At 71.9% G+C, this 24,741-nt stretch carries 22 protein-coding genes; 12 read left to right on the top strand and 10 right to left on the bottom strand.

Translation table 11 applies throughout. The annotated features are described in order from the left end of the window. Positions 1–38: 38 nt before the first annotated feature. Genes POL72_RS15805 through POL72_RS15795 form a run of 3 tightly spaced genes read right to left on the bottom strand, consistent with a single transcriptional unit; the run spans position 39 to position 4,701 of the window. Positions 39–1,094 carry an alpha/beta hydrolase gene (locus POL72_RS15805; RefSeq protein ID WP_272096163.1) on the bottom strand — a complete coding sequence of 352 codons (1,056 nt, stop codon included), beginning with the start codon at positions 1,092–1,094 and terminating at the stop codon, positions 39–41. Beyond that, complete coding sequence (locus POL72_RS15800) at positions 1,091–2,755, bottom strand: M16 family metallopeptidase (protein WP_272096162.1); 1,665 nt, start codon at positions 2,753–2,755, stop codon at positions 1,091–1,093. The genes POL72_RS15805 and POL72_RS15800 overlap by 4 nt, the downstream gene beginning before the upstream one ends. A 35-nt stretch (positions 2,756–2,790) precedes the next feature. After that, complete coding sequence (locus POL72_RS15795; RefSeq protein WP_272096161.1) at positions 2,791–4,701, bottom strand: M16 family metallopeptidase; 1,911 nt, start codon at positions 4,699–4,701, stop codon at positions 2,791–2,793. A gap of 178 nt (positions 4,702–4,879) precedes the next feature. Here POL72_RS15795 and POL72_RS15790 point away from each other — a divergent pair, with 178 nt between their 5' ends. The 3 genes from POL72_RS15790 (at position 4,880) to POL72_RS15780 (ending at position 6,929) form a co-directional block, all read left to right on the top strand. Then, the gene (locus POL72_RS15790; RefSeq protein ID WP_272096160.1) at positions 4,880–5,101 is read left to right on the top strand and encodes a DUF350 domain-containing protein; all 222 of its coding nucleotides are present in this window, start codon (positions 4,880–4,882) and stop codon (positions 5,099–5,101) included. Between the two features lie 16 nt (positions 5,102–5,117). Beyond that, positions 5,118–6,290 (top strand): hypothetical protein, encoded by a 1,173-nt coding sequence (locus POL72_RS15785; RefSeq protein WP_272096159.1) that lies wholly within the window; start codon positions 5,118–5,120, stop codon positions 6,288–6,290. A gap of 228 nt (positions 6,291–6,518) precedes the next feature. Next, the gene (locus POL72_RS15780; RefSeq protein ID WP_272096158.1) at positions 6,519–6,929 is read left to right on the top strand and encodes a response regulator; all 411 of its coding nucleotides are present in this window, start codon (positions 6,519–6,521) and stop codon (positions 6,927–6,929) included. Here the strand turns inward: POL72_RS15780 and POL72_RS15775 are convergent. Further along, positions 6,926–7,165, bottom strand: a complete 240-nt coding sequence (locus POL72_RS15775; protein WP_272096156.1) for a hypothetical protein — start codon at positions 7,163–7,165, stop codon at positions 6,926–6,928. The two genes, POL72_RS15780 and POL72_RS15775, sit on opposite strands and share 4 nt — an antisense overlap. Before the next feature lie 337 nt (positions 7,166–7,502). Here POL72_RS15775 and POL72_RS15770 point away from each other — a divergent pair, with 337 nt between their 5' ends. Next, a complete protein-coding gene (locus POL72_RS15770) occupies positions 7,503–7,946 on the top strand; it encodes a hypothetical protein (protein WP_272096155.1) in 444 nt (147 codons plus the stop codon). Positions 7,947–8,019: 73 nt separating this feature from the next. On the opposite strand, the gene POL72_RS15765 is transcribed toward POL72_RS15770, so the two are convergent. Both POL72_RS15765 and POL72_RS15760 read right to left on the bottom strand, forming a co-directional pair. Further along, positions 8,020–9,273, bottom strand: a complete 1,254-nt coding sequence (locus tag POL72_RS15765; protein WP_272096154.1) for a DmpA family aminopeptidase — start codon at positions 9,271–9,273, stop codon at positions 8,020–8,022. A 289-nt stretch (positions 9,274–9,562) separates the two neighbouring features. Beyond that, a complete protein-coding gene (locus POL72_RS15760) occupies positions 9,563–10,177 on the bottom strand; it encodes an NAD(P)H-dependent oxidoreductase (RefSeq protein WP_272096153.1) in 615 nt (204 codons plus the stop codon). Positions 10,178–10,245: 68 nt separating this feature from the next. Between POL72_RS15760 and POL72_RS15755 the strand changes: the two genes are divergently transcribed. Beyond that, complete coding sequence (locus POL72_RS15755; protein WP_272096152.1) at positions 10,246–11,181, top strand: LysR family transcriptional regulator; 936 nt, start codon at positions 10,246–10,248, stop codon at positions 11,179–11,181. 311 nt (positions 11,182–11,492) lie between these two features. Further along, on the top strand, positions 11,493–12,665 hold the full coding sequence (locus POL72_RS15750; RefSeq protein WP_272096151.1) for a cobalamin-independent methionine synthase II family protein: 1,173 nt from the start codon (positions 11,493–11,495) through the stop codon (positions 12,663–12,665). A gap of 49 nt (positions 12,666–12,714) precedes the next feature. On the opposite strand, the gene POL72_RS15745 is transcribed toward POL72_RS15750, so the two are convergent. Further along, positions 12,715–12,855 carry a hypothetical protein gene (locus POL72_RS15745; RefSeq protein ID WP_272096150.1) on the bottom strand — a complete coding sequence of 47 codons (141 nt, stop codon included), beginning with the start codon at positions 12,853–12,855 and terminating at the stop codon, positions 12,715–12,717. Between the two features lie 640 nt (positions 12,856–13,495). On the opposite strand from POL72_RS15745, the gene POL72_RS15740 reads away from it, so the two are divergent. From POL72_RS15740 to POL72_RS15730, 3 genes are all read left to right on the top strand, one after another. Continuing rightward, positions 13,496–15,967, top strand: coding sequence for an FG-GAP-like repeat-containing protein (locus POL72_RS15740; protein WP_272096149.1), 2,472 nt, complete (start codon positions 13,496–13,498; stop codon positions 15,965–15,967). 408 nt (positions 15,968–16,375) lie between these two features. Then, positions 16,376–17,329 (top strand): class I SAM-dependent methyltransferase, encoded by a 954-nt coding sequence (locus POL72_RS15735; protein ID WP_272096148.1) that lies wholly within the window; start codon positions 16,376–16,378, stop codon positions 17,327–17,329. Positions 17,330–17,533: 204 nt separating this feature from the next. Then, positions 17,534–18,877: a serpin family protein gene (locus tag POL72_RS15730; protein ID WP_272096147.1), complete on the top strand. Its 1,344-nt coding sequence runs from the start codon at positions 17,534–17,536 to the stop codon at positions 18,875–18,877. 42 nt (positions 18,878–18,919) lie between these two features. On the opposite strand, the gene POL72_RS15725 is transcribed toward POL72_RS15730, so the two are convergent. Beyond that, positions 18,920–19,669 (bottom strand): SDR family oxidoreductase, encoded by a 750-nt coding sequence (locus POL72_RS15725; protein ID WP_272096145.1) that lies wholly within the window; start codon positions 19,667–19,669, stop codon positions 18,920–18,922. A gap of 106 nt (positions 19,670–19,775) precedes the next feature. Between POL72_RS15725 and POL72_RS15720 the strand changes: the two genes are divergently transcribed. After that, positions 19,776–20,552: a helix-turn-helix domain-containing protein gene (locus POL72_RS15720; protein ID WP_272096144.1), complete on the top strand. Its 777-nt coding sequence runs from the start codon at positions 19,776–19,778 to the stop codon at positions 20,550–20,552. Between the two features lie 149 nt (positions 20,553–20,701). Here the strand turns inward: POL72_RS15720 and POL72_RS15715 are convergent, their stop codons facing one another. Both POL72_RS15715 and POL72_RS15710 read right to left on the bottom strand, forming a co-directional pair. Next, positions 20,702–21,634, bottom strand: coding sequence for an NmrA family NAD(P)-binding protein (locus tag POL72_RS15715; RefSeq protein ID WP_272096143.1), 933 nt, complete (start codon positions 21,632–21,634; stop codon positions 20,702–20,704). Between the two features lie 349 nt (positions 21,635–21,983). Continuing rightward, positions 21,984–22,859 carry an alpha/beta fold hydrolase gene (locus POL72_RS15710; protein ID WP_272096142.1) on the bottom strand — a complete coding sequence of 292 codons (876 nt, stop codon included), beginning with the start codon at positions 22,857–22,859 and terminating at the stop codon, positions 21,984–21,986. A gap of 875 nt (positions 22,860–23,734) precedes the next feature. Between POL72_RS15710 and POL72_RS15705 the strand changes: the two genes are divergently transcribed. Both POL72_RS15705 and POL72_RS15700 read left to right on the top strand, forming a co-directional pair. After that, the gene (locus POL72_RS15705) at positions 23,735–24,073 is read left to right on the top strand and encodes a helix-turn-helix domain-containing protein (RefSeq protein ID WP_272096141.1); all 339 of its coding nucleotides are present in this window, start codon (positions 23,735–23,737) and stop codon (positions 24,071–24,073) included. Continuing rightward, complete coding sequence (locus POL72_RS15700; RefSeq protein ID WP_272096140.1) at positions 24,070–24,633, top strand: RNA polymerase sigma factor; 564 nt, start codon at positions 24,070–24,072, stop codon at positions 24,631–24,633. Before POL72_RS15705 ends, POL72_RS15700 begins: the two co-directional genes overlap by 4 nt. The last annotated feature ends 108 nt before the right edge of the window (positions 24,634–24,741 follow it).

Here is a 24,741-nt window from a genome sequence, read left to right as displayed (position 1 = left end):
CTACCGAGTGACGGACGCGGCGACGCGTCCCGGGGCGGTCACGGCGAGACGCAGGGCACGCTCGGCGCGGCGTCCGGCGAGAGGAGCGGCGGCAGCCAGCGCCGCAGCACCAGGGGCACCATGGCGTCGTGGGGCATCGGCTCCGTCGGGATGAGCGGCTCGAGCTCGCGGAGGACGCCCGGAGCAGCAGGGTGCGCGTCGACGCCGCGCTGGAAGGCGCGGCGGAAGTCGGCGATGGGGCGCTTGACCCAGGTCATCGTCTGCCACGACACGACGACGTGCGTGGTCGGGCGCGAGCGCGCGAGGGGGAGCGCGATGTCGACGTCCATGCACGTGTCGATCACGAGCGCCGCGTGCACGGGGGTCGACGCGCTCAAAGCGGCCGCGATGCCGCCCGCCTTGTTGCAGCCGCCGCCGGAGTGGCCCGCGACGACGACGCGCGCGCGGTCGACGGTCGCGACGCCGCGCAGCCGCGCGGCCGTGGCGTCGAGGAACGCGTCCAGATCGAAGGCGGGCCAGCTCGTCCGCGCGACGGCCACGGCCGCCGGGAGCACGGCGCTCGGCGCCGCGACGAGCATCGGCGGGATCCGGCCCGCCTCCATGAGCTGCGCCGCGATCCGGCGCACGTCGCCCTCCGGGCCGCCGCCCATCCAGCGGTGCTCGATCCGCGCCTCGTTGGTGCCGTGCAGGAACACGAGGATCGGCAGCGGCCGCGCGGGATCGGCGGCCGCCAGGCGGTGCACGAAGGCGCGACCCCGCCAGCGCCGCTCCGGCGGCACCGCGGGCCCGGCATCGTCGGGCTGCGCTGCGCCCTGCTCGGCAGCGCCGCGCGCCGGCGCAGACGGGTGCTCGTAGTCGTACGTCGCGCCGTCGAGCTGCGCGGCCGCCGCCGTCGACGCCGCCGGCGCGGGGGCCGCCGGCGCAGGCTTCGGCTGCGCCCGCACGGCGCCCGGGGAGGACGCGGCCGCGAGCCCTGCCGCGAGCGCGAAGGCGCGCGCCGCGGGCGCGAAGGCGCGCATCGCCGGCGCGAAGGCGCGCATCGCCGGCGCTGGACCACGCGGCGCGCGCGGCGCCCGGCGCCCGGCGGCCGTCACTGCGGCTCCTCTGCCGGCGCCGCGCGGCCAGCGCCGGGCGCCGGCGCCTGCGACGGGGCGGACGACGCGCTCGCGTCCCGCGGGATCGTGCGCTTCCGCTCGAAGGCGCGGGTCGGGTCGACCACCTTCACGTCCCCGAGGCGGCTCAGCATCGGGCCGATCGCCTGGGCGTCGCCCACCACGACGATCGCTGCGTGCGCCGGTCGCACGTTGTCGTGCGCGACCTTGCCGGCGAAGGCCGGCGTGATGTCCCGGAGCTCCTTGCGGTAGCTCTCCTGGTGGTCGTCTGGCAGATCGAGCGCCTGCATGCCGGCGATCTCGTCGGCGAGCCCGGTGGCCGTCCCGAGGCCGAGGCCGAGGCCGGCGGTGAGCCGCCGCGCCGCGGCGTCGACCTCCTCCTGCGAGGGCGCCGCGGCCGCGAGCCGCTCCGCGTGCTCCAGCATCGCCTGCGCGGCGAGGCCCGTGCGCGCCGCAGGGACGCGGACGTGGGCCAGGAGCGGGACGGGCCCGTGCGCGACGTCGAGCGGCGCCGCGGACACCTCGCGCGCCGGCCCGCGCGGCTCGAGGAGCTCCTGCGAGAGGCGCCCGGAGGGGCCGCCGAGGACCTCGCCCGCGACCGCGAGCGCGGGCCACTCCGGGGCGCTGCGCTCGGGGCCGAGCAAGCCGAGGAAGAGCTCGCTCTCCGCGCTCTTCGGGCGATCGACGATCGTGATCTTGAGCGACGCCGGGGCCACCGGATCGGTGAACGAGAGCGACGGGGGCTCCTCGCCGCGGCGGTCGGTGAAGGCCTTCTCCACGGCCGCGCGCGCGGCCTCGGGCGTCGTGTCGCCCGCCACCACCACCACGGTGTTCTTCGGGACGTACCACGCCGCATGGAACGCGCGGCAGTCGGCGGCGGTGATCTGCGGGAGCTCCGCCGCGGTCGCGCCGAACGAGGCGTACGGGTGCAGCTCGGTGGGGAGCGCGTAGAGGTCGCGGAAGAGGACCATCAGCGCTCCCCAGCGGCCGTCCGAGCGCGCGCGCTCCCTCGCCGCCTCGGCGGCCTGGGCCTTCAGCCTGGCGAGCTCCGCGGCGTCGAGGCGCGGCCGCTGCACGACGAGCCCGAGCAGCAGGGCCGCCTCCGCGAGGCGATCGCTGGGGGCGCGCAGGCCGATCACGGTCGCGTCGAGGCCGGTGTCCACCCGCAGCGAGGCGCCGAGCGACTCGACGCGCGCGAGCACCTCGCGGCCGGGGAGGCCGCCCGCGCCCCCGCGCAGGAGGAGCTCGCCCGTGAGCGCGGCGAGCCCCGTGCGCTCGCCGTCGGCCGCGGAGCCGCCGCGGATGACCACCCGGACCTCCACGAGCGGCAGCGCGCGGCTCACCGCCGTGGCGACGCGGAGGCCGCTCGGGAGCTCGGCCCAGGCGATCGGGGGCATGCGCGCGGGCTTCGCGGGGCCGGACGGCGGCGGCTGCTCCCCGCGAGCGACCTCGGCCGGCGGCGCCGCCGGCCCAGACGTCGCCGGCGCGGGCCTCGCCGGTGCTCCCGCCTGCGCGTGCGGCTGCGGCGCCTGCCCAGCAGCGCAGCCGCACGCCACGGCCGCCGCGAGCGCCGTGGTCCAGGAGAGCCAGGGGCGCGCTGTCCGCCGCCCGCGCAGGTCGCGTCGCTCGCTTCGCTCGTTCATCGGGTCACGCCTTCTCCGTCGCCCGCCTCTTCGCGTCACTTCTTCGTGTGTTTCGCCGGCTTCCTCGGCGCCTGATCCGCCGCGGGCCGGCTCGCCGCGCCGCGCGCCTTCGCCGGGCGCTTGCCGGGCGCGGCCTTGTGCGTCGCCTTGCCCGGCGCGGCCTTGCTCGCCCCCTTGCCCGACGCGGCCTTGCCAGACGCCGCCTTCTCCGCGCCCTTGCCCGGCGTCGCCACCTCGGCGTCCTGCCGCGGCGCGCCGGTCGACGCGCGCGGAGGCGGGGCGGCTCCCGGCACTGCAGGGGGATAGGTCTCGACGATCGTCCGGCGCGTCGGGCCGAGGTGCTCGCGCGCGACGCGCTGCACGTCCTCCCGGGTCACCGCGAAGTAGCGCGCGAGCTCCCCGTTCAGGTGGGCGGCGTCCCCGAAGAGGAGCTCGTGCTCGCCGAGCGCCCGCGCCCGCGCGCTCGCGTCCGCGAGGCCCGACACGAACGCCGACTGGAGCAGCCGGCGCGCCCTCGTCAGCTCCGCCTGCGAAGGTCCCGCCGTCGAGAGCGCCCGGATCTCGCCCTCGATCAGCTTCTCGACGTCGCCGACCTGGGCGTCCTCGGCGAGCCGCACGTCGATGGAGAAGAGATCGGGCCCGCGGTGGCCGTCGATCGCGACCTGCACCGACCGCGCGACGGCCCTGTTCCCGACCAGGAGCGCCTGGAGCCGCGAGCTCTCCCCGCGCCCGAGCAGGGAGGCCGCGAGCGCGAGCGCGTGGTGATCCGGGTGCTCGGGCGGCGGCGCGGCCCACCCGTAGAGGATGGACGGCGCGCGGGCGGCGCTGTCCCTCACGACGCCGGTGCGCTGGCTCGTCTGCTCGGGGAACGGCACGTCCTTGAAGGGCGCGGCCGAGACGGCGGGGATGCCGTCGAAGTACTCGTGCACGAGCGCCATCGCCGCGCCCGCCTCGAAGCCGCCGGCGATCACGAGCACCGCCGTGTTCGGGCCGTAATGGGCGACGTGGAAGTCGCGGACCCACGAGAGCTCCGCGCCCGCGAGATCGTTCGCCTCGCCGAGCGCCGGGTGCTCGTGGGGCCAGTACCCCTGGAAGACGAGCTCGCTGAGCCGGATCGCGCCCTGGCCGTGGGCGGCGCCGAGGGTCGCGCCGCGCCGCTCGATCGCGTCCCTGCGCTGCGCCTCGAAGCCCTCCGCGCTCGGCGCGGGCGCCTTCATGCGATCGGCCTCGAGCCACAGCGCCAGCGCGAGCTCGTTCGCGGGCGCCACCGCCGTGTAGGTGGTGCGATCGACGTCCGCCTCGGCGTGGAGCTCGCCGCCGCGCTCGGCGACGAGGCGCTGGGGCTCGCCCGCCGGCAGGCTGCGGCTGCTCCCGGCCATCACGTCCATCACGAGGCGCGCCACGCCGCTCCTGCCGCTCGGCTCGTCGCGCGAGCCCACGTCGTACGTCACGGCCACCGCGACGGTGGGCGAGCTCTCGTCGGGGCTCAGCACCACGCGCAGCCCGTTCTTCAGCGTGACCCGCTCGACGGGCAACGCGAGATCGAGCGGCGCTTCCGCCGGAGCCGCCGCGGCGCTCCTCGGCGTCCCTGCCGCGTGCGCCGCCTTGCCGTTCGGCGCGCCACCGCCGCGCAGCGCCTTGCCGGACTGCGCGTGCGCCGCCTTGCCGGCCGGTACGCCCGCCGCCTTGCCGGACTGCGCGCCCCCGCCGTGCGCGCGCCCACCGGCCGGCTTGCGATGCGCCCCGGCAGCGCCCGCCCGCTGCGCCGAGGCGCGCTGCGGGCGCGCTGCCGCCTGCGGGCGCGGGCCAGCCGGCCGCGCGGCGGCGATCGGCGCCGGCTCGCCGGACGGAGGCGCCGCTGCGGCGAGGTGGGGCGCGCCTGCGCAGAGCAGGCCGAGCGCCGCGAGCGCGGCCGTGAGGGCGCGGCGGGGCAGGGTTCGGCGCACGGTCGTGGACACCGCAGGGCGATAGCACGTCGCCGCCCGGGCGCGCGCGTCGAGGACGCGACGCGGCGCAGCGACCGCGCTTCACCCTGCCGGCCGACTCGCGTAGGCTCACGCCCCTCGAGCTCACGACGTCACGAGCGCGCGCCGCGCGCCGCCCCGCGCCCAGAGAGAACCGCCGATGCCCGACGTTCAAAATTTGATCAAAGCCGTCATCGGAACGCTCGTCTTCGTCGCGGTCGGGCTGCTCGTCTTCCTGCTGGCGTTCGTGCTGATCACCAAGCTCACCCCCTTCTCCATCCGCAAGGAGATCGAGGAGGACCAGAACACGGCGCTCGCGATCGTGATCGGCTCGGTGATCCTGGGCCTCGCCTGGATCATCTCCGCGGCCATCCACGGCTGACGCGCGGGTCTCGGCGTTGGCCTCGGCCGGGCCCGACCTCCTTGGCGCGCTGCCGGCCGGGCCCCGCGGCGCGGCCCGCGGCGGCTTCCTGTGGGGCCGCGGCGTCGACCTCGCGGTGTTCGGCGGCTCCGCGGCGGTCGCCCTCGCCCTCGCCGCGCTCTCGACGGGGGGCGCGCTCCCGGCCTGGGGCTTCCTGCTCTTCGTGGTCGGCGTCGACGTGGCCCACGTGCACACGACGCTCTTCCGCACGTACCTCGACCCGGAGGAGCTCCGCCGCCACCCCGCGCTCTACGCCGGCGTTCCGCTCGCCTGTTACGCCGCCGGCGTCGCGCTCCACCTCGCCTCCGAGCTCGCCTTCTGGCGCGCGCTCGCCTACGTGGCCGTGATCCACTTCGTCCGCCAGCAGGTCGGGTGGGTCGCGATCTACCGCGCGCTCGCGGGCGAGCGCTCGCGCGTCGATCGCCTCCTCGACGACGCGCTCGTCTACGCGGCGACGGGGTGGCCGCTCCTTTACTGGCACGCGCACGCCCACCCCCCGCGCGCGTTCCAGTGGTTCGTGGACGGCGATTTCGTGAGCGCGCCCTGGCTCGCGGCCGCGGTGGGCCCGCTCGGCGCGGTGTACGCCGCGCTCGCCGTCGCGTACGTCGCCCGCGCGATCCAGCGGGCCTGCGTCGACCGCGCGCCGCTCAACCTCGGCAAGCACGTCGTCGTCGCGACGACCGCGGCGACCTGGTACGTCGGCATCGTCGCGACCGACAGCGACTTCCAGTTCACGGTGACCAACGTGATCGTCCACGGGGTCCCGTACATGGCGCTCGTCTTCGCGTACGCCCGGGAGCGGGCCCGCGAGGCGCCGCGCTCGCTGCTCGCGCGGGTCCTCGCCTCCGGGCTCCTCGCCTTCCTCGGGATCGCGCTGGCGCTCGCGTTCGTCGAGGAGATGCTCTGGGACCGGCTCGTCTGGCACGACCGGCCGGAGCTCTTCGGCGGCGCGCGGACAGGGGACGAGCCGCTCCTCGGGCCGCGCGCGCGGGCGCTGCTCGTGCCGCTGCTCGCGCTGCCGCAGGCGACCCATTACCTGCTCGACGCGGTGGTCTGGCGCCGTCGCCACACCGGCCCAGCCCAGGCGCGCGCGCTCGGGTTCCGGCCCGGAACGCCGGAGGGCGAGCGGGGCGAGAGCGGAGAGGCTTGACCCGCGGCGCAACTCCCGTAACCCTCGGCGCTTCGCATGGCTTCGCTCGCGGTGCCCGTGCTCCCCCCACGCCCCTCGCCCGCTGCTCGGCGCGGAGCGGCGCCGCCCCCGCGTAGCCCGGAACCATGTCCGGAGAAGATCCGACGATGCTGAGGGCATGCAATGCGTGCGCGGTGTTCGCCTGCTATCGCTCCTGCATGCTTGCGCAGTCTGGAAGAGGTAACAGCGATGAGTGAACCCTTGCCAACCGACGGGCTCAACGGGCCGCGCGTGACGCCGATTCCCCCGAACCCGCGCGCCCCCGTCCTCCTGGTCGACGACGACGCCGAGCTCCGCGAGATGCTCCGCGAGATGCTCGAGTCGTCGGGCTACGATGTCTACTGCGCCAGCAACGGCAGGGAGGCGCTCGATCTCTTGCACCAGGCGGACCCGCCGCCCGGGCTCATCCTGCTCGACCTCATGATGCCGATCATGACCGGCGAGGAGATGCTCGCCGCGCTGAAGCAGGTGCACGCGCTCGCGGCGATCCCGGTGACCATCGTCTCCGGCCACGACGGCCCGCCCGAGGGCACGGCCTACCTGAAGAAGCCCGTCGACTTCAGCGCGCTGCTCGGCGTGGTCCAGAAGACCTGCGGCTAGCCCCGCCGGCCGAGCGCGGCCGGAGCGTCGACCGGAACGCCGACCAGGGCGCCGACCTGGACCGGCGACGGCGATCGCTGGCTCATCGCCGCGAACGCGAGGAGCGCCACGACGGTCAGCAGGAGCGCGAGCGCGAACGCGGCGGCGAGGAACAGGATGGCGAGCGACGCGCGCTCGCTCCCGGCTTCGCCCGCGCCCTGGTCCGGGTCCTCGTCGCGTCGCTCTGGCTCATCCACGCTCCGCCCTCCGCTCGCCGGCTGTGCTTACCGCCTCGCGCCGGACGGCGCAACGGACGCAGCAACGACCTCCGTGTCCGCCGCGTTCACCGGGCGCGGCGGCGTCCCCGGCGGACGCGCCCGTCCGGACATTGTCTGTCCGGAAGGACCATCGCCGTCCGCCTCCAACGGCTGTAGGTTCGCCTCCTCGGAGGGCGTGAGAATGGCAGAAGGCCGCACCAGCGACGCTGCGGAGAAGAGCGGACAGGCGAGCTCCGATCGCCTGTGGATCCTTGTCAACACAAGTCTTCGTGAGTCTGCGCCAGAGCGCGTAAGTGGCCGCCCCCCGCGGGAAACCATGGTGATACGTGATGGCGATACCCTCCTCGTCAGCGTCGATGTCGGCCGGGGCCGCGGCTCGGCGCTCACCGTGCCATTCAACAGGGTAGAGCTCGGTCGCCTGGAGGCGACGCTGGTGGTGCGGCTCGCGGCGACCTCCGCCCCGTGCGCCGCCTGCGTCGACGAGAGCCTGGCCAGGGCGGCTCAGGAGCCCGGGGGGCTCGACACGGAGCGCGTGTTCTGCGCGGTGCGCGCCGCGATCGCCGGCTGCGCGCAGCGCGCGCACGGCGATCGCGGCGCGACCGACGCCGGCGGGCCTCCGCCGGAGAGCTCGGGGCCGCGGCCTCTCGGCGCGCTCCGGCTAGCGCCGGTCAACGCGCCTCACGTGCCCGCGGGGGGCGCGGCGGGGGCGGGGGGCGCGACGGGAAAGGAGAGCGATCTCGAACTCCTGCTGATCATCTGAGTCGAGACTTCGCTCTTCCCGGGGGGGCGCGCATGTCGGCTCTTGATCCGGCGTGGCGGCGCGCAAATCCGGCTCAGCGTCCCGGCTCACCGAGCCTCCCATACCGTCGCATCGCCTCGCGGAGCCGGTCGAGCGGGATGGCGTGGGCGACGTGGTCGTCCTGTCCGAACGTCGTCGTCGCCATGGTCATCGCGTTGAGGATGGCCTCTTCCACCGCCTCTTCGGCGCCCTGGAACATCGGGTTCAGGCGCGCGTCGTCCACCTCACGGAGATCCCGAGTCAGCCCCTCGGGCTCGACCGGCACCCGGTTGCCCGTCGCGAAGGCCAGGAACAGGTCGCCGCTGCCGTCGCGCGATATCGTCCCTGTGCGCCCCACCGCGAGCGCGATGCGCCGCGCCACCCGCTCGAGCTGCCGCGCGGACAGGGGCGCGTCGGTCGCGACAACGGCGAGCAGCGAGCCTTCGCCGTGGACATCCGGCACGGGCAGGAGATCGCGGATCTCCTGCCCTACCGGCACCCCGTCGACCCGGAGCTCGCCGCGCGCCCCGAAGTTCGCCTGGACGATGGCGCCCACCGTGAACCCGCCCGCGGCTTCCGGCAGGACACGCGATGCCGTCCCGATACCGCACTTGAAATCGTAGCAGATCATCCCGGTCCCGCCGCCGACCGCCCCTTCGTCGACAGGGCCATCCGCGGCGTGCTCCGCCGCCTCGAGGACGTCCTCGGCCGACACGTGCAGCCCGCGGATGTCGTTCAGCGCGCTGTCGTCGCACTCTCCGACGATCGGTGTCACCGTGGGCTCGTCCACGCCGATGCCCGGATAGCGCCGGAGCATGTACTGGATCGCCCCATCGAGCGCGCGGCCCACGGAGAGGGTGTTGGTGAAGACGATGGGCGTCTCGAGGACCCCGAACTCCATCACATAATGGAGGCCGGTCATCTCCCCGTTCCCGTTCAGGACGAAGCTCGCGGCGGGGACCTTGTTGTGCCAGAAGTCATCGGACGTCGGCAGGATGACGGTCACGCCCGTGCGGACCGGCCCCTTGCCCGGGTCGAGCCGGCCGGCGCCGCGGCGATGGGTCACGTGCCCGACGCGCACGCCGTGGACATCGGTGATCGCGTTCAGCTTCCCGGTGGGCAGGCGGCCGATCACGATGCCGAGATCCCGCGCGCGCCGGCGCGCCTCGCCGGCGGGCGCCGCGGACAGCGCACCAGCGCTCGATGCAGGAGGGAGAGGCCGAGCCCGAGGGCCGGCGCACGCGAGGAGCGAGGGCAGCAGGAGCGCCGCGGCGAGCGCGGCGCCGGAGCGGAGGCGTAGACAACGCATCGGCGGGAGGATAGCTGACGGCGGTGCCCTCGAGCCCCGCTCAAGGAGCCGCAGAAGAGTCCTTACGCGTTCTGCCCCTCCTGGATGAGCGAAACTATCTCGACCCATCATCCACGCATGGAAGGTGCCACTTTCAGGCGGTGGGCATTCCCCCACCCTGCCGGAATGATGAAACCGCCAAGGCGCCATAAGACGCCAAGATTTTCTAATTTTAATTTTTCTTGGCGTCTTTTGGCGTCTTGGCGGTTCAAAAGCCCCCACGATCAGCCGAATACCCCACCACCGACCTTCACGCCACAGCCAGCGTGCGGGAGGAGCTGGCGCGGAATTCCCTCGCATCCCGCTCGCCGATGCGCTCCATCTCCCGGAGCCATGCCGCTCGTTGCTCCGGGGTCCGCGTCTTCTGATCGAAGAAGGTGGTCTCGCGGACGGGCCCAAAGCCGACGAAGCGCAATGTCGCGTTGATGAACGAGGTATGGACGGAGCGCCAGTGCCAGAATCGGTACCACCAGCCCGGGCTATCCATCGTGGTCACGACGCGCGCGCTGCGGCCGGCGAGCAGCCCCTCGGGCAGCGCGCTCCGCTTTCGATAGGCGAACGACCATCCTGGCAAGAAGGTCCGATCGATGAAGCCCTTGACCAGCGCGGGCGGCCCTGCCCACCAGGTGGGAAAGAACCAGGCCACGTGGCTCGCGCGCTCGATGGTGGTCTGGGCCTGGCGGAGATCGGGCTCGAGCTCCTGCTGACCGCTGAAGCCAGCGCGCAAGTGCGGATCGAAGGCGAGCGAGCGCAGGGCCAGGAGCTCGACGCGGGCTCCGCCCCGTTCGAGGCCGCTGGCGTAGGCCCGAGCGAGCGCGTCGCTCAGGCTGTCGGGGGCTGGGTGACCTTGGATGACGAGGTGCATGCGTCGATCTTGCCCATGCAGCAGCGTCTGGGTAGACGGTTCTGAGCAGGCGTGCCATGCGTGGATGCATGGCACGCTCTCCCGCGTCTCCGCCCGCAGGCAGGCCGCTCGCCGACCTGGATTGGGCCGATCTGCGCCTCTTCCTGGAGGTGGCGCGCGCCGGCAGCTTCTCGTCCGCCGCCCGCAAGGTCGGCATCGAGCAATCGACGGTGAGCCGGCGCATGGCGACCTTCGAACGAACGCTCCGGGTGGCGGTCTTCGATCGGCTGCCGGGAGGCTCCATGCTCACCCCGCTCGGCGAGCAGCTGCGTCGCCACGTCGAGTCGATGGAGGCCGGCGCCGACCAGTTCGTGCGCGAGGCCAGCGGCCACGAGAGGGAGGCCGAGGGGATGGTCCGACTGGCGCTCACCGAGTCGATCGCCGTGCACGGCGTGATTCCACGCGTGCTCCCGGCGCTCGCCGAGAGGCACCCGCGCGTGTCGCTCCACCTGCTGACCAGCTACGAGGTGGCCGATCTGGGCCATCGTGAGGCCGAGATCGCCGTGCGCTTCTTCCGGCCGAAGAGCGGCGATCTGGTGGCCGCGCGCATCGTCACCCTGCCCACGGTGCCTATCGCCCACCGCCGGCTCTCGAAGAAGGGCCGCGACGAGCTCGACTGGATCGGCGTCGATCTGGGCCGCACCCCCACCGTCGAGGACGACTACCAGAACCGGCATGTAAAAAAGGCCCCGAAGCTCATCGTGAGCAGCTACGTCGCCCAGATCGAGGCCGTGCGCGCGGGGCTCGGCGCCGCGGTGTTGCCGTGCAGCGCGCTCGATCTCGACGACGACCTGGTGGAGCTCGATCTGGGCCTGCCCGCAGGTCCAGTGCTCGAGCTCTGGCTCGTCACGCCGCGCGGCCTGCGCCAGGTGCCGCGCATCGCCGCGGTGTGGAGCGCCCTCGAAGAGCACCTCCAGTTCTTGAACGCGCCGCGACGCGCGCGGGCGCGCTTGCGCTCGCGATGAGCCGCATCGTCGGCGCAGGTGGTCCTCCCTGTCGCTGATGCCTCCCTGTCGCTGATGCCTCCCTGTCGCTGATGCCTCCCTGTCGTTGATGCCTCCCTGTCGTTGATGCCTCCCTGTCGCTGATGCCTCCCTGTCGCTGATGCCTCCCTGTCGCTGATGCCTCCCTGTCGCTGATGATCGAGCGCTGCTCGAGAGCGCACGGCTCCTGAGCGACCAGGCTGTGCAGGCATGGTCGAGGTGTCGGCTCGCTCACGCTTGTCTTGTCGGCTAGCATCCGCGGCGCGCTGCAGGCGCACGCGAACGAGGTTTCCATGATCAAGGCAACGAAGCACACGCCTCTCGCCACGACCATCACCGGCTCTCTGCCGCGGCCGTCATGGTATGTCGCGAACCTCGCGGGCCGCAGGTTCTCGATGGCCATGGCCGATCTCGTGTTCAGGGAGCAGTACACCGACACCCTCGCCGCGCACATCACCGATCAGATCCGGGCAGGCCTCGATATCCTGACCGACGGCGACGCCCGCTTCGATATGGATGTCGGCGGCCGCTCCTGGTTCAGCTACGTGGCCGAGCGCATGGAAGGCCTGGAAGATCCTGGCCTCCGGCCCCAGCCCTGGACGTCGCCGAGGGAGAGGGCCGCAGGCGACATCCTCCACGAGGTGATGGAGGCTCGCCTCCCCTTCTTCGTTCGCGGCCCGGTCGGCCGGGGAGGGCTGGAGTACGCGCGCGTCTGGAAGGCGGCGCAGCGCATGACCCACAGGCCGATGAAGTTCGGCGCCTGCTGCGGCCAGCTCCTGGAGGTCGTCGTCCTCAACCAGCATTACGCGAGCCGCCGCGAGCTGCTCTTCGCGATCGCCGACAGCCTCAACCAGGAGCTGCACGAGGTCGCCGACGCAGGGTGCCCCGTCGTCCAGCTCGAGGAGCCCTTGCTCCATTACATCGCCGGTCATGACCAGGGCGCCGAGCTGGGCACGGAGCTCTACATCGACGCGTTCAACCGCGAGGTCGCCGGGCTGCGCGACAAGACCGAGGTCTGGGTGCACACGTGCTGGGGCAACCCGGCGGCGCAGCGCGTGGAGGTGGCGACGAGCGGTTACGAGGGCGCGCTGGAGCTGCTCGACCGGCTCGACGTGGACGTCATCACCTTCGAGGCCGCGAGCGACGGAGGCGCGGCGCTCCCGGCGATCGGTCAGGCCGTCGGCAAGGACAAGAAGGTCTGCATCGGCGTCGTGCACCACCGCAGCCTGGAGGTGGAGACCCCCGAGCAGGTCGCGGGGCTCATCCGCAAGGCGCTCCGGTTCATCGAGCCGGAGCGGCTGATCCTCAGCAGCGATTGCGGCTTCGGCCGGCAGGGCATGAGCCGGATGCACGCCTTTCACAAGATGGTGTCGCTGGTGCGCGGCGCGAACCTCGTCCGCCGCGAGCTCGGGCTCGACCCGGCCCCGTGCCTCGCGGCCGAGCAGCGTTACTCGATGCTTGCATAGCCCGCGGAGGTCGATCCGGGGAATGGCGCTGGCCTGCCGACGCATCCCCTCAAATTACACCAGTGATTTCGCGGATAAACGCATACTCTTGGAGGATTTCTGCGTATGCGTCCATGAGCACGACAAGTCGCTCCTCCCTCATCTCCGGGATGGCCATGTACCAGTAACAGCCCTGGTTGTAGAGCGACATGGTGCGATGCTTCACCGTGTTTGCCTTCAGGAATCGGTCGCTCCGCGCCCTTGGATTCCGTGCCTCCGCGGAAGCCATCCGTGCGCTGATCTCGCACGCCACCAAGAGTAACCCTGGAGCAGCGTGACCATGCACATCAGCGCCGGCGGATGCGGCGGTTCACCTGCTCCCGTGGTCCGGTACATGCTCTCCAGCTGCTCCTGAAACGTCTCATCGAACAATTCGTGCCGGTGCAGCCTGAGAAAGCCGAATAGGGCTCGCACCCCCCGGTAGAATTGAAATTCAGACCGGAGGCTACCGAGAGCCTCCCGGGAGAATTAAAATTCAGACCAGAGCCTGTCGAGCCCCCCTCCGGAGAATTAAAATGCTCACCGGGGCACTGGCGCAGTTGTAGGGTTGAATGATTCAGATGGCACCGTACGTTCCACACCTGCGCGGCCTGTTCTTGCCCATGCTGCGCAGCCTCGGTCACGCGGCCAGTCCACCTGCCGGCCACTGGCCGGCTGGGCGAGCCTCCTCGTCTCCGCTCTCCGCAGAATCCCGCAGGCTCCTCGCCAATTCCACGTCCATCGCAGCGGCACGCATCATGCTCTTGCATCTCCTCGCCTCGCGACCCCCGGGCTCAAAGGCAGGAGTAGCCATGTCGAAACAGACCGAGTCTCCCTCTTGCTGGCAGCGCGCCGCAGCGCGCAGCGTCCTCCTCGTTGGATTGCTCGGATCGAGCCCGCTCGCCATCGGGTGCTACGCCGCCAAGGACGACGCGCCGGACGACGAATCGGGGGAGGCCGCCGGGGCGCTCACGCTCCCCACAGGGCCCCAGTTTAGGGACCTCTACATGGTCGCCCACGAGGACGACGACCTGCTTTTCATGAGCCCGGACGTGCCCGAGAGCATCCGCGCCGGGCACACCGTACGCACCGTCTATCTCACGGCCGGCGACGCCGGCAAAACCAGCGCCTACTGGAAGGACGGGCGCGAGGCGGGCATCCGCGAGGCCTATGCGCTCATGGCCGGCGTGGTCAACAGCTGGACCGAAAGCGTCGACACGGTACAGGGAAAACCCACCTATCGCTTCACGCTCGACGGCAACCAGCGCGTCTCCGTCGTCTTCCTGCGCTTGCCCAACGGCGGCAGCGGCGACGGCTTCCCCTCCCCCTCGGGCGATACCGACTGTAACCGCCCGGGTAACACGAGCCTGAGGAACCTGTGGAACGACGCCACGGGCGCTTATACGGTCCCGGTGCTCGGCACCTGGGGCAGCTGCGCCGGCACCACCTACACGAAGGGTGAGCTCGGCGCGGTCCTACGCTCGCTCGTGCAGAGCTTCGGCCCGACGCGCATGCACATCCAGGACCTGAGCGACCTGTACGGCGGCGGCCACCCCGATCACATCCACGCGGGGAAGTTCGCGTTCAACGCGCACCACGCCTATGCGGGGGCGCATCAGCTCGTCGTGCACCGCGACTACAACATCGCGAACGAGGAGGAGAACCTCTCGGCGCGGCAGAAGGCGGACAAGACCGACGTCTTCTGCACCTATGCGGAGCACGACGAGAATATCCGCGACTGCTCGACCTACGGCGACGGCGCGCACGGCTCATGGCGGGGCAGCCAGTATTCGAGCGCCCAGGTCACCTATGCCCACGGGTGGCTCGCCGGCCTCTCGGACAAGTGCCTCGACCTCCCGGGCGGCAACGCGACGAACGGCACCACGCTCCAGATCCGCGACTGCGCCGACGTGCCGCATCAGAAATGGACCCTCACGGGCGGTAAGATCCAGCTCGCCGGCGCGAACAAATGCGTCGATCTCCTCGGCGCGGACACCACGAACGGCACGCCCGTCCAGATCTGGGACTGCGCCGACGTGCCCAACCAGAAGTGGACCCTGACCAGCGACGGCATGCTGCGCGGGCTGGACGGCAAGTGCCTCGACGTGAGGGGCGCCGATCCGGCCAACGGCACGGTCGTCCAGGTCTGGGACTGCGTCGCGCAGCCCGCGAGCGGCGGTGGCCTGGAGGTCGTCCCGCAGCAGAGCTGGACCCCGCGCTTCGGCCCGGTGGCCGCCTGGACGAGCGGCGGCCTGCTCAGCGATAGCGACGCGTCCGGCCGCTACGGGCTGTACTCGTTCTACTATGGCTCGGTCCGGCTCGGCGATGTGAACGGCGATCACCTGGCCGACGTCTGTGGCCGCCGCCCCGACGGCGTTTACTGCGCCCTGAACCAAGGGGGCGCCAGCTTCGGCGCTCTCGCGCTCTACACCGAAGAGTTCAGCGACGCGCGCGGCTGGGCCACCGAGATGCACGGCATGACGCTCATGCTCGGGGACGTGAACGGCGACGGCCGCGCCGACGCCTGCGGCCACGGCGGCAACGGGATCTTCTGCGCGACCGCGAACGCGACCGGCACCGCGTTCGTGCCCGACTTCCGCGCCTGGACGTCGTCGTTCTCGAACGCGACCGAGTTCGCGGCCGGCGCGCAGTACTACGGCTCACTGCGCCTCGTGGACGTGGACGGCGACGGCTACGCCGACGTCTGCGGCCGCGGCGCCGGCGGCATCCAGTGCGCGATCAACAACCGGCAACACGCCTTCAAGCCCGCCGCCACGTGGCTCGGCACCGAGTACCTCGATTCGCTCGGCTGGGGCGCGGAGCGGTACGGCATGACCATCGCGTTCGGCGACATCAACGGCGACGGCCGCGCCGACGTGTGCGGCCGCGGCGGCGGCAAGATCTTCTGCGCCACCGGCAAGGCCGGCGGCGGCTTCGAGAACCCGCGCAGGTGGTCGCTGCGGAACGATTTCGCCGACGCCGGGACGCCGACCGGCTGGGGCGCGTCGCGCGCCGATTACGGATCCATCCGCCTCGGCGACGTCAACGGAGATGGTTACGCCGACGTGTGCGGCCGCAGCCCGACAGGCCTGGTCTGCGGCCTGTCGAGCGGCAACGGGCTCGACCACGTCCGCCGGATCCTGCCGCAGGACTACACCGACGTCGCGGGCTGGGGCGTCGACCGCTACGGGATGACGCTGGAGCTCGCCGACCTCGACGGCGACGGCGCGGTCGACGTGTGCGGCCGCGGCGGCGCCGCCATCCTCTGCGCCCACGCCCGGTAGCGTTCCTGAACGTCCACGCCGCCCGGACCCTCGCGGCGTCGAGCCACCTGGCGGCGGTTCATCCCACGCCGCGCGCGCGCCGAACCGCCCGAACAGCCCGGCCACCGCGAGCGCCGCGGCGGCCGCGCTCGCCGCCGGGAGCCACGCCTGCCGCGAAGCCGAAGGCGCCCGCCATCCCGAGCAGCCCGAGTCCAGAAGCTCGGGGTCGAGGCCCGCGCCGCGGAGCACGTCGCGCTCGCCCAGGGTGTCGGTTCGAAAGGTTCGACTCGATGGTCGCTACGTTCATCACGGGGGCGCGGGTATACTCCGCGTAGCTGCCGTTCATCGTCCGGCCCAGCCCGCCCGCGAGGTAGCCTGGCCGGAGGCGAGCTTCCGCGCCGGGAACCAGTGGGAAAAAGGGGCAGAGCCATGCTGGACAGGATCTGGGATCGCCACCGCGCCGCCGGGCTCGACGCAGCCGCGGCCGCCGTCGCCGCGCCGTCGCCGGAGGGCCTTTGTTACCTCGCGATGCTGGCGTTCTCCGACGAGCGCTACGCGGACGCCGCAGCGTTCGCCGCCCGCGCCGCGGCGGCCTCGCCGGGAGACATCCTGTTCCAGGCGGCCGCGGCGCACCTCGCGCGGGTCGCCCGGGAGGGGAAGCGCAATGTCTACGTGTCCGCGGAGGGGTTCGCCGCCTTCATCCGCGGCGGCGGCAATGTGCCGCTCTACCGGGAGACCAGCGCGGCGCTCGCGGGCCAGTACCCGGAGGCGCCGTTCGACCTGCTCGATATCGGCGCGGGCGATGGACTGGCGCTCCTGCCCGCGCTGACGCCGGCGGTGCGGCGGGTCACCGTGGCGGAGCCGGCGGCGCCGCTGCTCGAGCGTTGCTCCGCAGCGCTCTCCGCGCGAGGGGTCGACTTCGAGGCCTTCGGCGGGCGACTCCAGGATCTCGCCGCCGACCCCGGCATGGCGCCGCGGCGCTGGGCGGTGGCGCAGGCGACCTTCTGCCTGCACGCGATCGCTCCGGCCGAGAGGCCGGCGCTTCTCCGCTGGGCGCGCGCGCATTGCGATCTGCTGCTCGTCGCCGAGTTCGACGCGCCGCGCATGGACGAGCCGCTCGCGCCGGACACCGCGCGGCACGTGCTCGCGCGCTACCGTGAAGGGCTCGCCGAGTACGCCGGCGCCGATCTCGACACGGTCGCGCAGGGCTTCCTGATGCCGGTGCTCTTCGGCTATGTGGACCGCGGCGCCACCCGCACCACGTTCGAGCACCCCATCGACGACTGGGCGGCGCTGCTGCGCGAGGCCGGCTTCGGGCGCGTCGACCGCCGGCTGCTCCATCGCTACTGGTGGGCGCCGGCCTGGATGCTGGCGGCGCGCTGAGGCGCCTTGCGGGGCTTCTGGTGAGCGAGCCAGCTCCGGGCTCTGACAGGGCCTCTTGTGCCAGAACGGGCCAGCCGTTCGCCGGATGTCAGGGTTCGGGGGCGCCCGCGCGCGGCGGCCAGGTCGCTCCGCGCGGTTCGCCTCGGAAACACACGAGCCCGCGATCGGGGCCGGCGCGGCACGGCCGATGCTGGGCGGGGCGGCATGCAGCGAACCATCCGAACCTGCGCTCCGCTCCTCGTCCTGTCTCTCGCCGCGATCCTCGGTTGCGAGACGTCCACCGATGCCGGTACGAGCTCGAACCCCGACATCGGGGACGAGGCGTGCAGCGACTCCGACAGGGCCATCTGCGTGATCGCCTCGGACAAGCAGCGCATCTCGAGCCCGGACGTCCCTTCGGAGGACAAGACCGCGCTCGTCTCGGGCAACTCCGCGTTCGCGCTCGACCTCTACCAGCAGCTCCGCCAGGAGCCCGGCAACGTCTTCTACTCGCCCTACAGCATCTCGACGGCGCTCGCGATGACGTGGGCCGGCGCGAAGGGCGAGACCGAGACGGCCATGGCCGACACGCTGCGCTTCGACCTCGGGCAGGACAAGCTCCACCCGGCGTTCAACTGGATCGACCAGGAGCTCGAGAGCCGCGGTCAGGGCGCCCAGGGCGCCGATGGAGAGGGCTTCCGCCTCAACGTCGTGAACGCGCTCTGGGGACAGATCGGCTATTCGTTCGAGGCGCCCTTCCTGGACACGCTCGGGCTGCACTACGGCGCTGGAATGCGCGTCGTGGACTTCGTGGGCCACCGGCAGGAGTCGGTCGATCTCATCAACGGCTGGGTCAGCGACCAGACCGAGGGCAAGATCGAAAAGCTCGTGCCCGTCGAGGCGATCACCGCCGAGACGGTGCTGGTCCTCACGAACGCCATCTACTTCAACGCCGCGTGGCGCACCCCGTTCGAGCCCACCGCGACGGAGGACGGCCCGTTCGAGACGGCCGATGGGACCGAGGTGACGGTGCCCCTGATGCGCGGCAGCCTGGAGATGCCCTACGCCGAGGGCGACGGCTACCAGGCGGTCGCGATGCCCTACGACGGGGACGAGCTGTCGATGGTGATCCTCCTGCCGGCGAAGGGCACGCTCGACGCGTTCGAGGCGTCGCTCGACGCGGCGAAGGTCGACTCCATCACCGGCGCGATGAGCGAGCACCTGGTCGACACCACGATGCCCAGGTTCAAGTTCGAGTACGAGCTGAGCCTGAAGAAGACGCTGGAGACGATGGGGATGGAGATCGCGTTCACGCCGGGGGTCGCGGACTTCACCGGCATCAACTCCGGCGGACAGCCCTACATCCAGGACGTCATCCACAAGGCGTTCGTCGGCGTGAACGAGGCCGGCACCGAGGCGGCGGCCGCGACCGCGGTCATCGTCGGCGACGAGTCGGCGCCCCAGCCGGCGTCGCTCGCGCTCGTGAATCCCTTCCTGTTCCTCATCCGCGACAACGCGACGGGCAGCATCCTGTTCGTCGGCCGCGTCGCCGACCCCAGCGCGAGCTGACCCGCCGAGCCCGGTCCCGCGACGGGCGCCGGGCCACCTCGTTCACCAGGGCAGCGGTCCGTCCTCGTTCGAGAAGGTGCCCGTCGGCCCGTTCGCGTCGAGCAGCGCCAGCCGCACCGGCTCGCGCGCCCCTTGCTCCACGCTGCGCGTCCCCCTGAAATTGTTCAGATCCGTCGCGGTGAACCCCGGGCACGCCGCGTTCACCTTGATCCGCGTCCCCTCCAGCTCGTTCGCGAACGCCACCGTGATCGCATTCAGCGCCGTCTTCGACGGCACGTACGCCGCACTCGGCAGCCGATGCGGGTTCGATGGATCGGACTGCTTCGCCAGCGACCCCACCTCGCTCGACACGTTGACGATCCGCCCCGCCGGCGCCTCGCGGAGCAACGGCAGCATCGCCTGCGTCACCGCGATCACCCCGAACACGTTCGTCTCGAACACCGCCCGCACCTCGGCGACGGGCGCCACGCTCGGTCGGCTCGCCTTCAGCAGCTCCTCGAACGGCGTCCCCGGCTTGCCGGCGTGCGAGATCGCGGCGTTGTTCACGAGCACGTCCAGGCGCCCGAGCTCGCGCCGGATCCACGCCGCAGCCGCCGCGATCGAGGCGTCGCTCGTCACGTCCAGCTGCACCGCGCGCGCCCCGGACCCGAGGCTCTTCGCGGCCGCCTCCCCGAGCTCCAGGCTCCGCGACCCGACGAGCACCGTGAGGCCGCGCCCGGCGAGCTCCTTTGCGATTTGAAGACCGATTCCCTTGTTTGCCCCGGTGACCAGGGCGACCAGCTTGTCATGCATGGCCCCAGTGTGCGGCCGCCCCGAGCGCCCACTAGGCGATTCTTGGCGCGACCTATCCGCCAAGAATGCCCAAGCCCCGCTCCCCCGCCCGCGCTACCGTCCCGACATGACGGACTCCGTCGAGCTTCCCGTTTCGGTGCCTGGCCTCCGCGTCCTCCGCACGACCGCCCAGACCGTCCGCACCGGCGTCAAGCAGTACTACGCCGTCGCCCGCATCGAGCGCGGCGGCTTCGACTGGTGGGGGCGAGGCAACGCGTGGCACAGCCCCCCCGGCTCCATCCTCGTCAAGGAGCCCGGCGACGTCCACCGTGACCTCGCTCTCCACGGGCCCACCGTCTTCACCGCCGTCGTCCTCCCCGCGAACGACGTCGCCCGCGCCCGCGACGCGGGCAAGATCGTCGCCATTCCCCACCTCGAAGCCGGGGACGAACGCGCCGCCCCCTTCCACCGCCTCCACGACGCCATCTGCGCCGGAGCCGATCGCCTCTCCCTCGAGGTCGCCCTCGCCGAGGCCATCGCCACCTTCGGCCGCCTGAGCAGCGCCCGCACCGACCACACACGGCCCGTCCGCCGCGCCATGGAGTACCTCCGCGAGCGCCTCGCCGACCCCATCACCCTCGACGACCTCGCGGCCCACGCGTCCCTCGACAAGTTCCACCTCTGCCGCGCCTTCCGAGCCCAGATCGGCATGCCTCCCCACATGTACCTCACCCACCTCCGTGTGCAGCGCGCCCAACAGCTCCTCACCCAGGGCGTGAGGGCGTCCGAGCTCGCCCCGCGCGTCGGGTTCTATGATCAGAGCCAGCTCACGCGTCACTTCAGGAGGATCGTCGGGGTGACGCCGGCGAGGTACGGGAACGCGAGGGTGAGCGTCGCCGGGTAGGGAACGTGCTTGAGGGCGAAGTGCGCTGCGGCATCGCTCCAGAGGCGGTGAGAGGCACGTCGTCATCGCGGTGTCGCAGCCGTAGATCGCACGATCGTCATCCGGCGCTTCGTCGCCCGCAGGCCGTGGAGTGAACGCGGCCTCCTCGCTCAGATCCGCTCGGTGGCGAGCGCGGGCTGGGCGAACAGGTCGGCGTGCTGGGCCACGAAATCGCGCACGCTCGTCGCCCGCTTTCCCGTGATCGTCTCCACGTCGTGGGTGAGGCGATCGTAACGGTTCTGGGCGTGGAGCCGGGCCATCGTCGAGAGGTGATGCGCGAGGTGCTCGGGCAATCGTCGCGGGAGCAGCACGCGGCTCTGCCACTCTTCGAAGGGAACGTCGACGTAGCGGATCGGTCGGCCCAGGGCGCTCGAGTACTCCGCCGCGACGGCTCGCATGTCCTCGGACCGCGGACCGGTCAGCCCGTAGATTCTGCCGATGTGGGGCGCGGGGTCGGCCAGGATGGTCGCGGCGACCTCGGCCACGTCGCTCGCCGCGACCGGTGACGTGCGACCGGCGCCGAAGGGGAGCCGGATGGTCGCGTCCTCGGCGATGGACTCCGCCGCCCAGGCCAGGAAGAAGGGATTTTCGAGGAAGACCGTGGGGCGCAGGTGAACGACAGGGAGGCCGGACCAGTCGAGCACCTGCTCGGCGAGCCAGTGCTGGCGCTGCTGGGGAGAGTCGGTCATCCGGGTCGCGCTCATCTGCGACACGGTCATCTGCGAGATGTTCAGGAATACTTCGAGATCGCCGCGGTCGCGCGCGAGGGCGGCCGTCGTGACGGAGGCTTCGAGGTACTCGGTGGAGACGCTCAGGCCGAAGTAGACGCGCCGGACCCCTTCGAGGGCACGGAGGACGTCTTCGGCGCGGGTGAGATCGCCCGCGATGACCTCGGCGCCGGTCGCGCGCAGCGCCTCGGCGCGCTCGTCTTCGCGGTGAACGAGGGCGCGAACCTGGAGGCCGCGCCGGCGGAGCAGCTCGACCGTCCTGCGGCCCACGGCACCGACGCGACCCGCGGCCCCGGTAACGAGGATCGAGGACACCCGATGCCTTTAGGCGTGCATGTCGAAGCGTCAAGCCCATCGCCGGCGGCCAGCGACGAGCTGTCCTGCCCGAGCGCGAGCCCGGTCGCCAGCCCGCTTGACGCTGGGTCCGCGCGTCGACTCGGCATCACGTCAAGTGCGCGCTCTTCAGCTTTCAGACGGCGCTGCCGCTGTTGTGCGACGGCGCGTCGATCATGCTCCCGTCGTCCATCGTCGGATCACTACAGGGCTCCGCTCGGCCGTGTGGAGAGGCTCGAGAGGATTGCCGCCGCCGAGTACGGAGAGAATGTGTTGAAAATCCGATCGGCGCAACGAGCGCGCGCAGATCGAGGACTCCGGCGGCGCACCGCTATTCGCCGCCATCCTGCGCGTCCGCAGCGGCGGGGAGGAAGTCGCGGATGGCGCTCGCGATCTCCTCGGCGTGCGTCTCGAGCGCGAAGTGGCCGGTGTCGTAGAGCTTGACCTCGGCGTCGGGGTTGTCGCGCTGGAAGGCCTTGGCGCCCTCGGGCAAGAAGAAGGGGTCGTTCTTTCCCCAGACCGCGAGGAGGGGCGGCCTCCGGGCCGCGAAGTAGGCGTGAAACTGGGGGTACATCGCGACGTTGCTCGCGTAATCGCGGAACAGGTCGAGCTGGAGCTCATCGTTGCCGGGGCGCGCCAAGAGGGCGGAGTCGAGCGTGTAGGACTCCGGGGCGACCAGCGTTGGGTCGGGCACGCCGTGTACGTACTGCCACCTCGTGGTCTCCGGGGTGAGCATTGCGCGGAGCGCTTCCCGGTGGGCGGCGGTCGGCTCCCGCCAGTACCGCTGGATCGGGTCCCAGGCGGTGCTCAGGCCTTCCTCGTACGCATTGCCGTTCTGCGTGATGATCGCCGACACGCGCTCGGGCCGCGCCAGCGCGAGGCGAAAGCCGATCGGCGCGCCGTAGTCGAATACGTAGAGGGCGTAGCGGGTGAGGTCGAGGACGTCGGTGAAGCCCTCGACGACCTTGGCGAGGTGGTCGAACGTACAGGCGAACCGGGCGCGATCCGGCGCGTCCGAGAAGCCGAAGCCGGGGAGATCGGGGGCGACGAGGTGGTAGCGGTCCGCGAGGCGCGGGATCAAGCCGCGGAACATGTGAGACGAGGTCGGGAAGCCGTGCAAGAGCAGCAGAGTCGGACGCGCAGGGTCGCCGGCCTCTCGGTAGAAGACTTGATGACCGGCGACGGCGACCGTTCGGTGATGGATCATGGTGGAACCCCCGGGTGCCAGGGTCTACCACCGCGCGCGCCCGGGTCGACGTGCGATGTGTCCGCGCGCCCTCCGCGCCGTCCGCCGGGGTCTCCACGCGGCTGGTAACCCCCGGCTCACGAAGGGCTTCCGTCCACGCCCTCCGAGGAAAGCGTCCGCTCGGGCTCCTCCCCGCCTGCGCCACCGCCGCTCGCGCCGCCATCGCTCTCCCCACGCCCTCGGCGAGGCGGTCGAGCTCCGGGGCGAGCGCCTCGAGCGCCTTCTTGCCGGCTGCAGGAGAGCAGATGGGCGAGGGATACGTCGTCTCTCCAGCTGACATGGCGGCCGCGGAGCGCTTCTTCGACTTGGTCACAGCAGGCCTATCTCTCCTCCTGAAGTCTCCTCGAAAAGGGAGTCTGTCGGTTGCGTTCGACCCGAGCCGTCGCCTCCCCGCGCGAGCAATGCGAGTGAACGATGGCCCCGTGCCGCCGGGACCGAGCGCGCCGCGCGAAGGGGATCCGTCGCCCGGCGCCCTTCCGCCCCGTCGAGGAGATCAATCGGGAGCGCGACCCCGATCGGGTCACGAAAATCGACCCGAGCCCGTCGTTTTCCTTGTCTCTCCACCCGGCAGGCGGCCCTGCACGTACGGAGGTCCAGCCTCTCGACAGCTTCCAGGCAGAGTTTCAACTCACCCCGGCGGCTCCCGCCAATCTCCGGCCAGAGCTCGAGCTATCCCCGGAGCCTCTCGACAGGTGGTGGTCGCGTTTGACCCCTCTGAGTGATTGAGGTGGTCGCAGTTGGATTTCGGGCCGTAGGCTCCGGCCGAAGTAGTGCTACCCGCGGGTGCTGGTAACACCCCGGGCAGCGTGGCCGAACCCCGAACCACGAGGTCCGACATGCTGACCGTAGTCCGTTCGCCTTCGGGCGAGCAAGAAGGCGAAGGTGCGCCCAAGCGCCGCCGCCTCTGCGTCACCCGTTCCCTCTCCGACGTCGAGCGCATGCGGCTCCGCGCCGCCCTCCGCAACCTGCGCGGCCTGTACGGCACCTGGGCCTGCTTGGCCGAGGTCATGGGCATGCAGCCCCGCACGCTCCGTGCGATCGCCTCGGGCAAGTACGCCGGGTCGCCCGGCACCGCCATGCGCGCCGCACGTGCGGCTGGAACCACCATCGAGCGGCTCTTGGGCCGCCCCGTGGCCGCCGATCGCTGCCCGAACTGCGGCCGAGGTGCCCCATGACCTGGCGGGGCCCGCACGTTGGCCCCGCTCGCGTCCTGAACATCGCCGAGATCGCCGCGCAGGAGCCGTTCATCCGGAGCGTCCTGCGCGGCCTCGGTGTGCCTGCCGTCGACGTTGGCGACGTGCTCCAGGACGTGATGCTCGGTGCATGGGCGAGCTCCCAGGCCGGGCGCTACAGACCGGACCCTGTGCGCGAGCCCCTGGACGCGCTCAAGCGCTGGCTCTTCGGAGTGTGCAGGTTCCACTGCACCCACTACCACGAACGCGCCTTCCGACGCCGGGAGGTGCCGGTCGACGACCCGTGGGCCGCCACGGACGAGGAGCACATCGACCCTGGACACGTCGGCGAACGCATCGACGCTGCCGAGGCGCTCATGGCGATCGCCGCGATGCCGCTCTGGGCCCGCGAAGTGCTCGTCTTGGCCGCGCTCGGCCACGGCGGCACCGAGATCGCGGACATACTGGGCATCCCGCTCGGGACGGCGGGCAGTCGCCTGCGGCTCGCACGGGCCCGCCTCGCTTGCAAGCTCCGAAGGCGCCGAGGAACAAGCCCGCCCTGACCAAAGGGGATCTGACCCACGTCTCGGAGAAGCTGCGCATCTTCGATGCCTACCGCGGTGTGTGCCCGTGGAACCGGGACCGGCTTTGGGCCGCCGCGCTCGACGCCC

This window comes from Sorangium aterium (genome assembly GCF_028368935.1).
Lineage (GTDB): Bacteria > Myxococcota_A > Polyangia > Polyangiales > Polyangiaceae > Sorangium > Sorangium atrum.
Note: the sequence above shows the minus strand (reverse complement) of the source record. Positions and strands in the feature narration are given on the sequence as shown.

What these genes read in the sequence shown, in the direction of transcription:
- POL72_RS15800 (WP_272096162.1), bottom strand. Translation starts at nt 2,755, where the DNA reads ATGAACGAGCGAAGCGAGCGACGCGACCTGCGCGGGCGGCGGACAGCG.
- POL72_RS15790 (WP_272096160.1), top strand. Translation starts at nt 4,880, where the DNA reads ATGCCCGACGTTCAAAATTTGATCAAAGCCGTCATCGGAACGCTCGTC.
- POL72_RS15780 (WP_272096158.1), top strand. Translation starts at nt 6,519, where the DNA reads ATGAGTGAACCCTTGCCAACCGACGGGCTCAACGGGCCGCGCGTGACG.
- POL72_RS15770 (WP_272096155.1), top strand. Translation starts at nt 7,503, where the DNA reads ATGGTGATACGTGATGGCGATACCCTCCTCGTCAGCGTCGATGTCGGC.
- POL72_RS15765 (WP_272096154.1), bottom strand. Translation starts at nt 9,273, where the DNA reads ATGCGTTGTCTACGCCTCCGCTCCGGCGCCGCGCTCGCCGCGGCGCTC.
- POL72_RS15760 (WP_272096153.1), bottom strand. Translation starts at nt 10,177, where the DNA reads ATGCACCTCGTCATCCAAGGTCACCCAGCCCCCGACAGCCTGAGCGAC.
- POL72_RS15755 (WP_272096152.1), top strand. Translation starts at nt 10,246, where the DNA reads ATGGCACGCTCTCCCGCGTCTCCGCCCGCAGGCAGGCCGCTCGCCGAC.
- POL72_RS15750 (WP_272096151.1), top strand. Translation starts at nt 11,493, where the DNA reads ATGATCAAGGCAACGAAGCACACGCCTCTCGCCACGACCATCACCGGC.
- POL72_RS15745 (WP_272096150.1), bottom strand. Translation starts at nt 12,855, where the DNA reads ATGTCGCTCTACAACCAGGGCTGTTACTGGTACATGGCCATCCCGGAG.
- POL72_RS15740 (WP_272096149.1), top strand. Translation starts at nt 13,496, where the DNA reads ATGTCGAAACAGACCGAGTCTCCCTCTTGCTGGCAGCGCGCCGCAGCG.
- POL72_RS15735 (WP_272096148.1), top strand. Translation starts at nt 16,376, where the DNA reads ATGCTGGACAGGATCTGGGATCGCCACCGCGCCGCCGGGCTCGACGCA.
- POL72_RS15730 (WP_272096147.1), top strand. Translation starts at nt 17,534, where the DNA reads ATGCAGCGAACCATCCGAACCTGCGCTCCGCTCCTCGTCCTGTCTCTC.
- POL72_RS15725 (WP_272096145.1), bottom strand. Translation starts at nt 19,669, where the DNA reads ATGCATGACAAGCTGGTCGCCCTGGTCACCGGGGCAAACAAGGGAATC.
- POL72_RS15720 (WP_272096144.1), top strand. Translation starts at nt 19,776, where the DNA reads ATGACGGACTCCGTCGAGCTTCCCGTTTCGGTGCCTGGCCTCCGCGTC.
- POL72_RS15710 (WP_272096142.1), bottom strand. Translation starts at nt 22,859, where the DNA reads ATGATCCATCACCGAACGGTCGCCGTCGCCGGTCATCAAGTCTTCTAC.
- POL72_RS15705 (WP_272096141.1), top strand. Translation starts at nt 23,735, where the DNA reads ATGCTGACCGTAGTCCGTTCGCCTTCGGGCGAGCAAGAAGGCGAAGGT.
- POL72_RS15700 (WP_272096140.1), top strand. Translation starts at nt 24,070, where the DNA reads ATGACCTGGCGGGGCCCGCACGTTGGCCCCGCTCGCGTCCTGAACATC.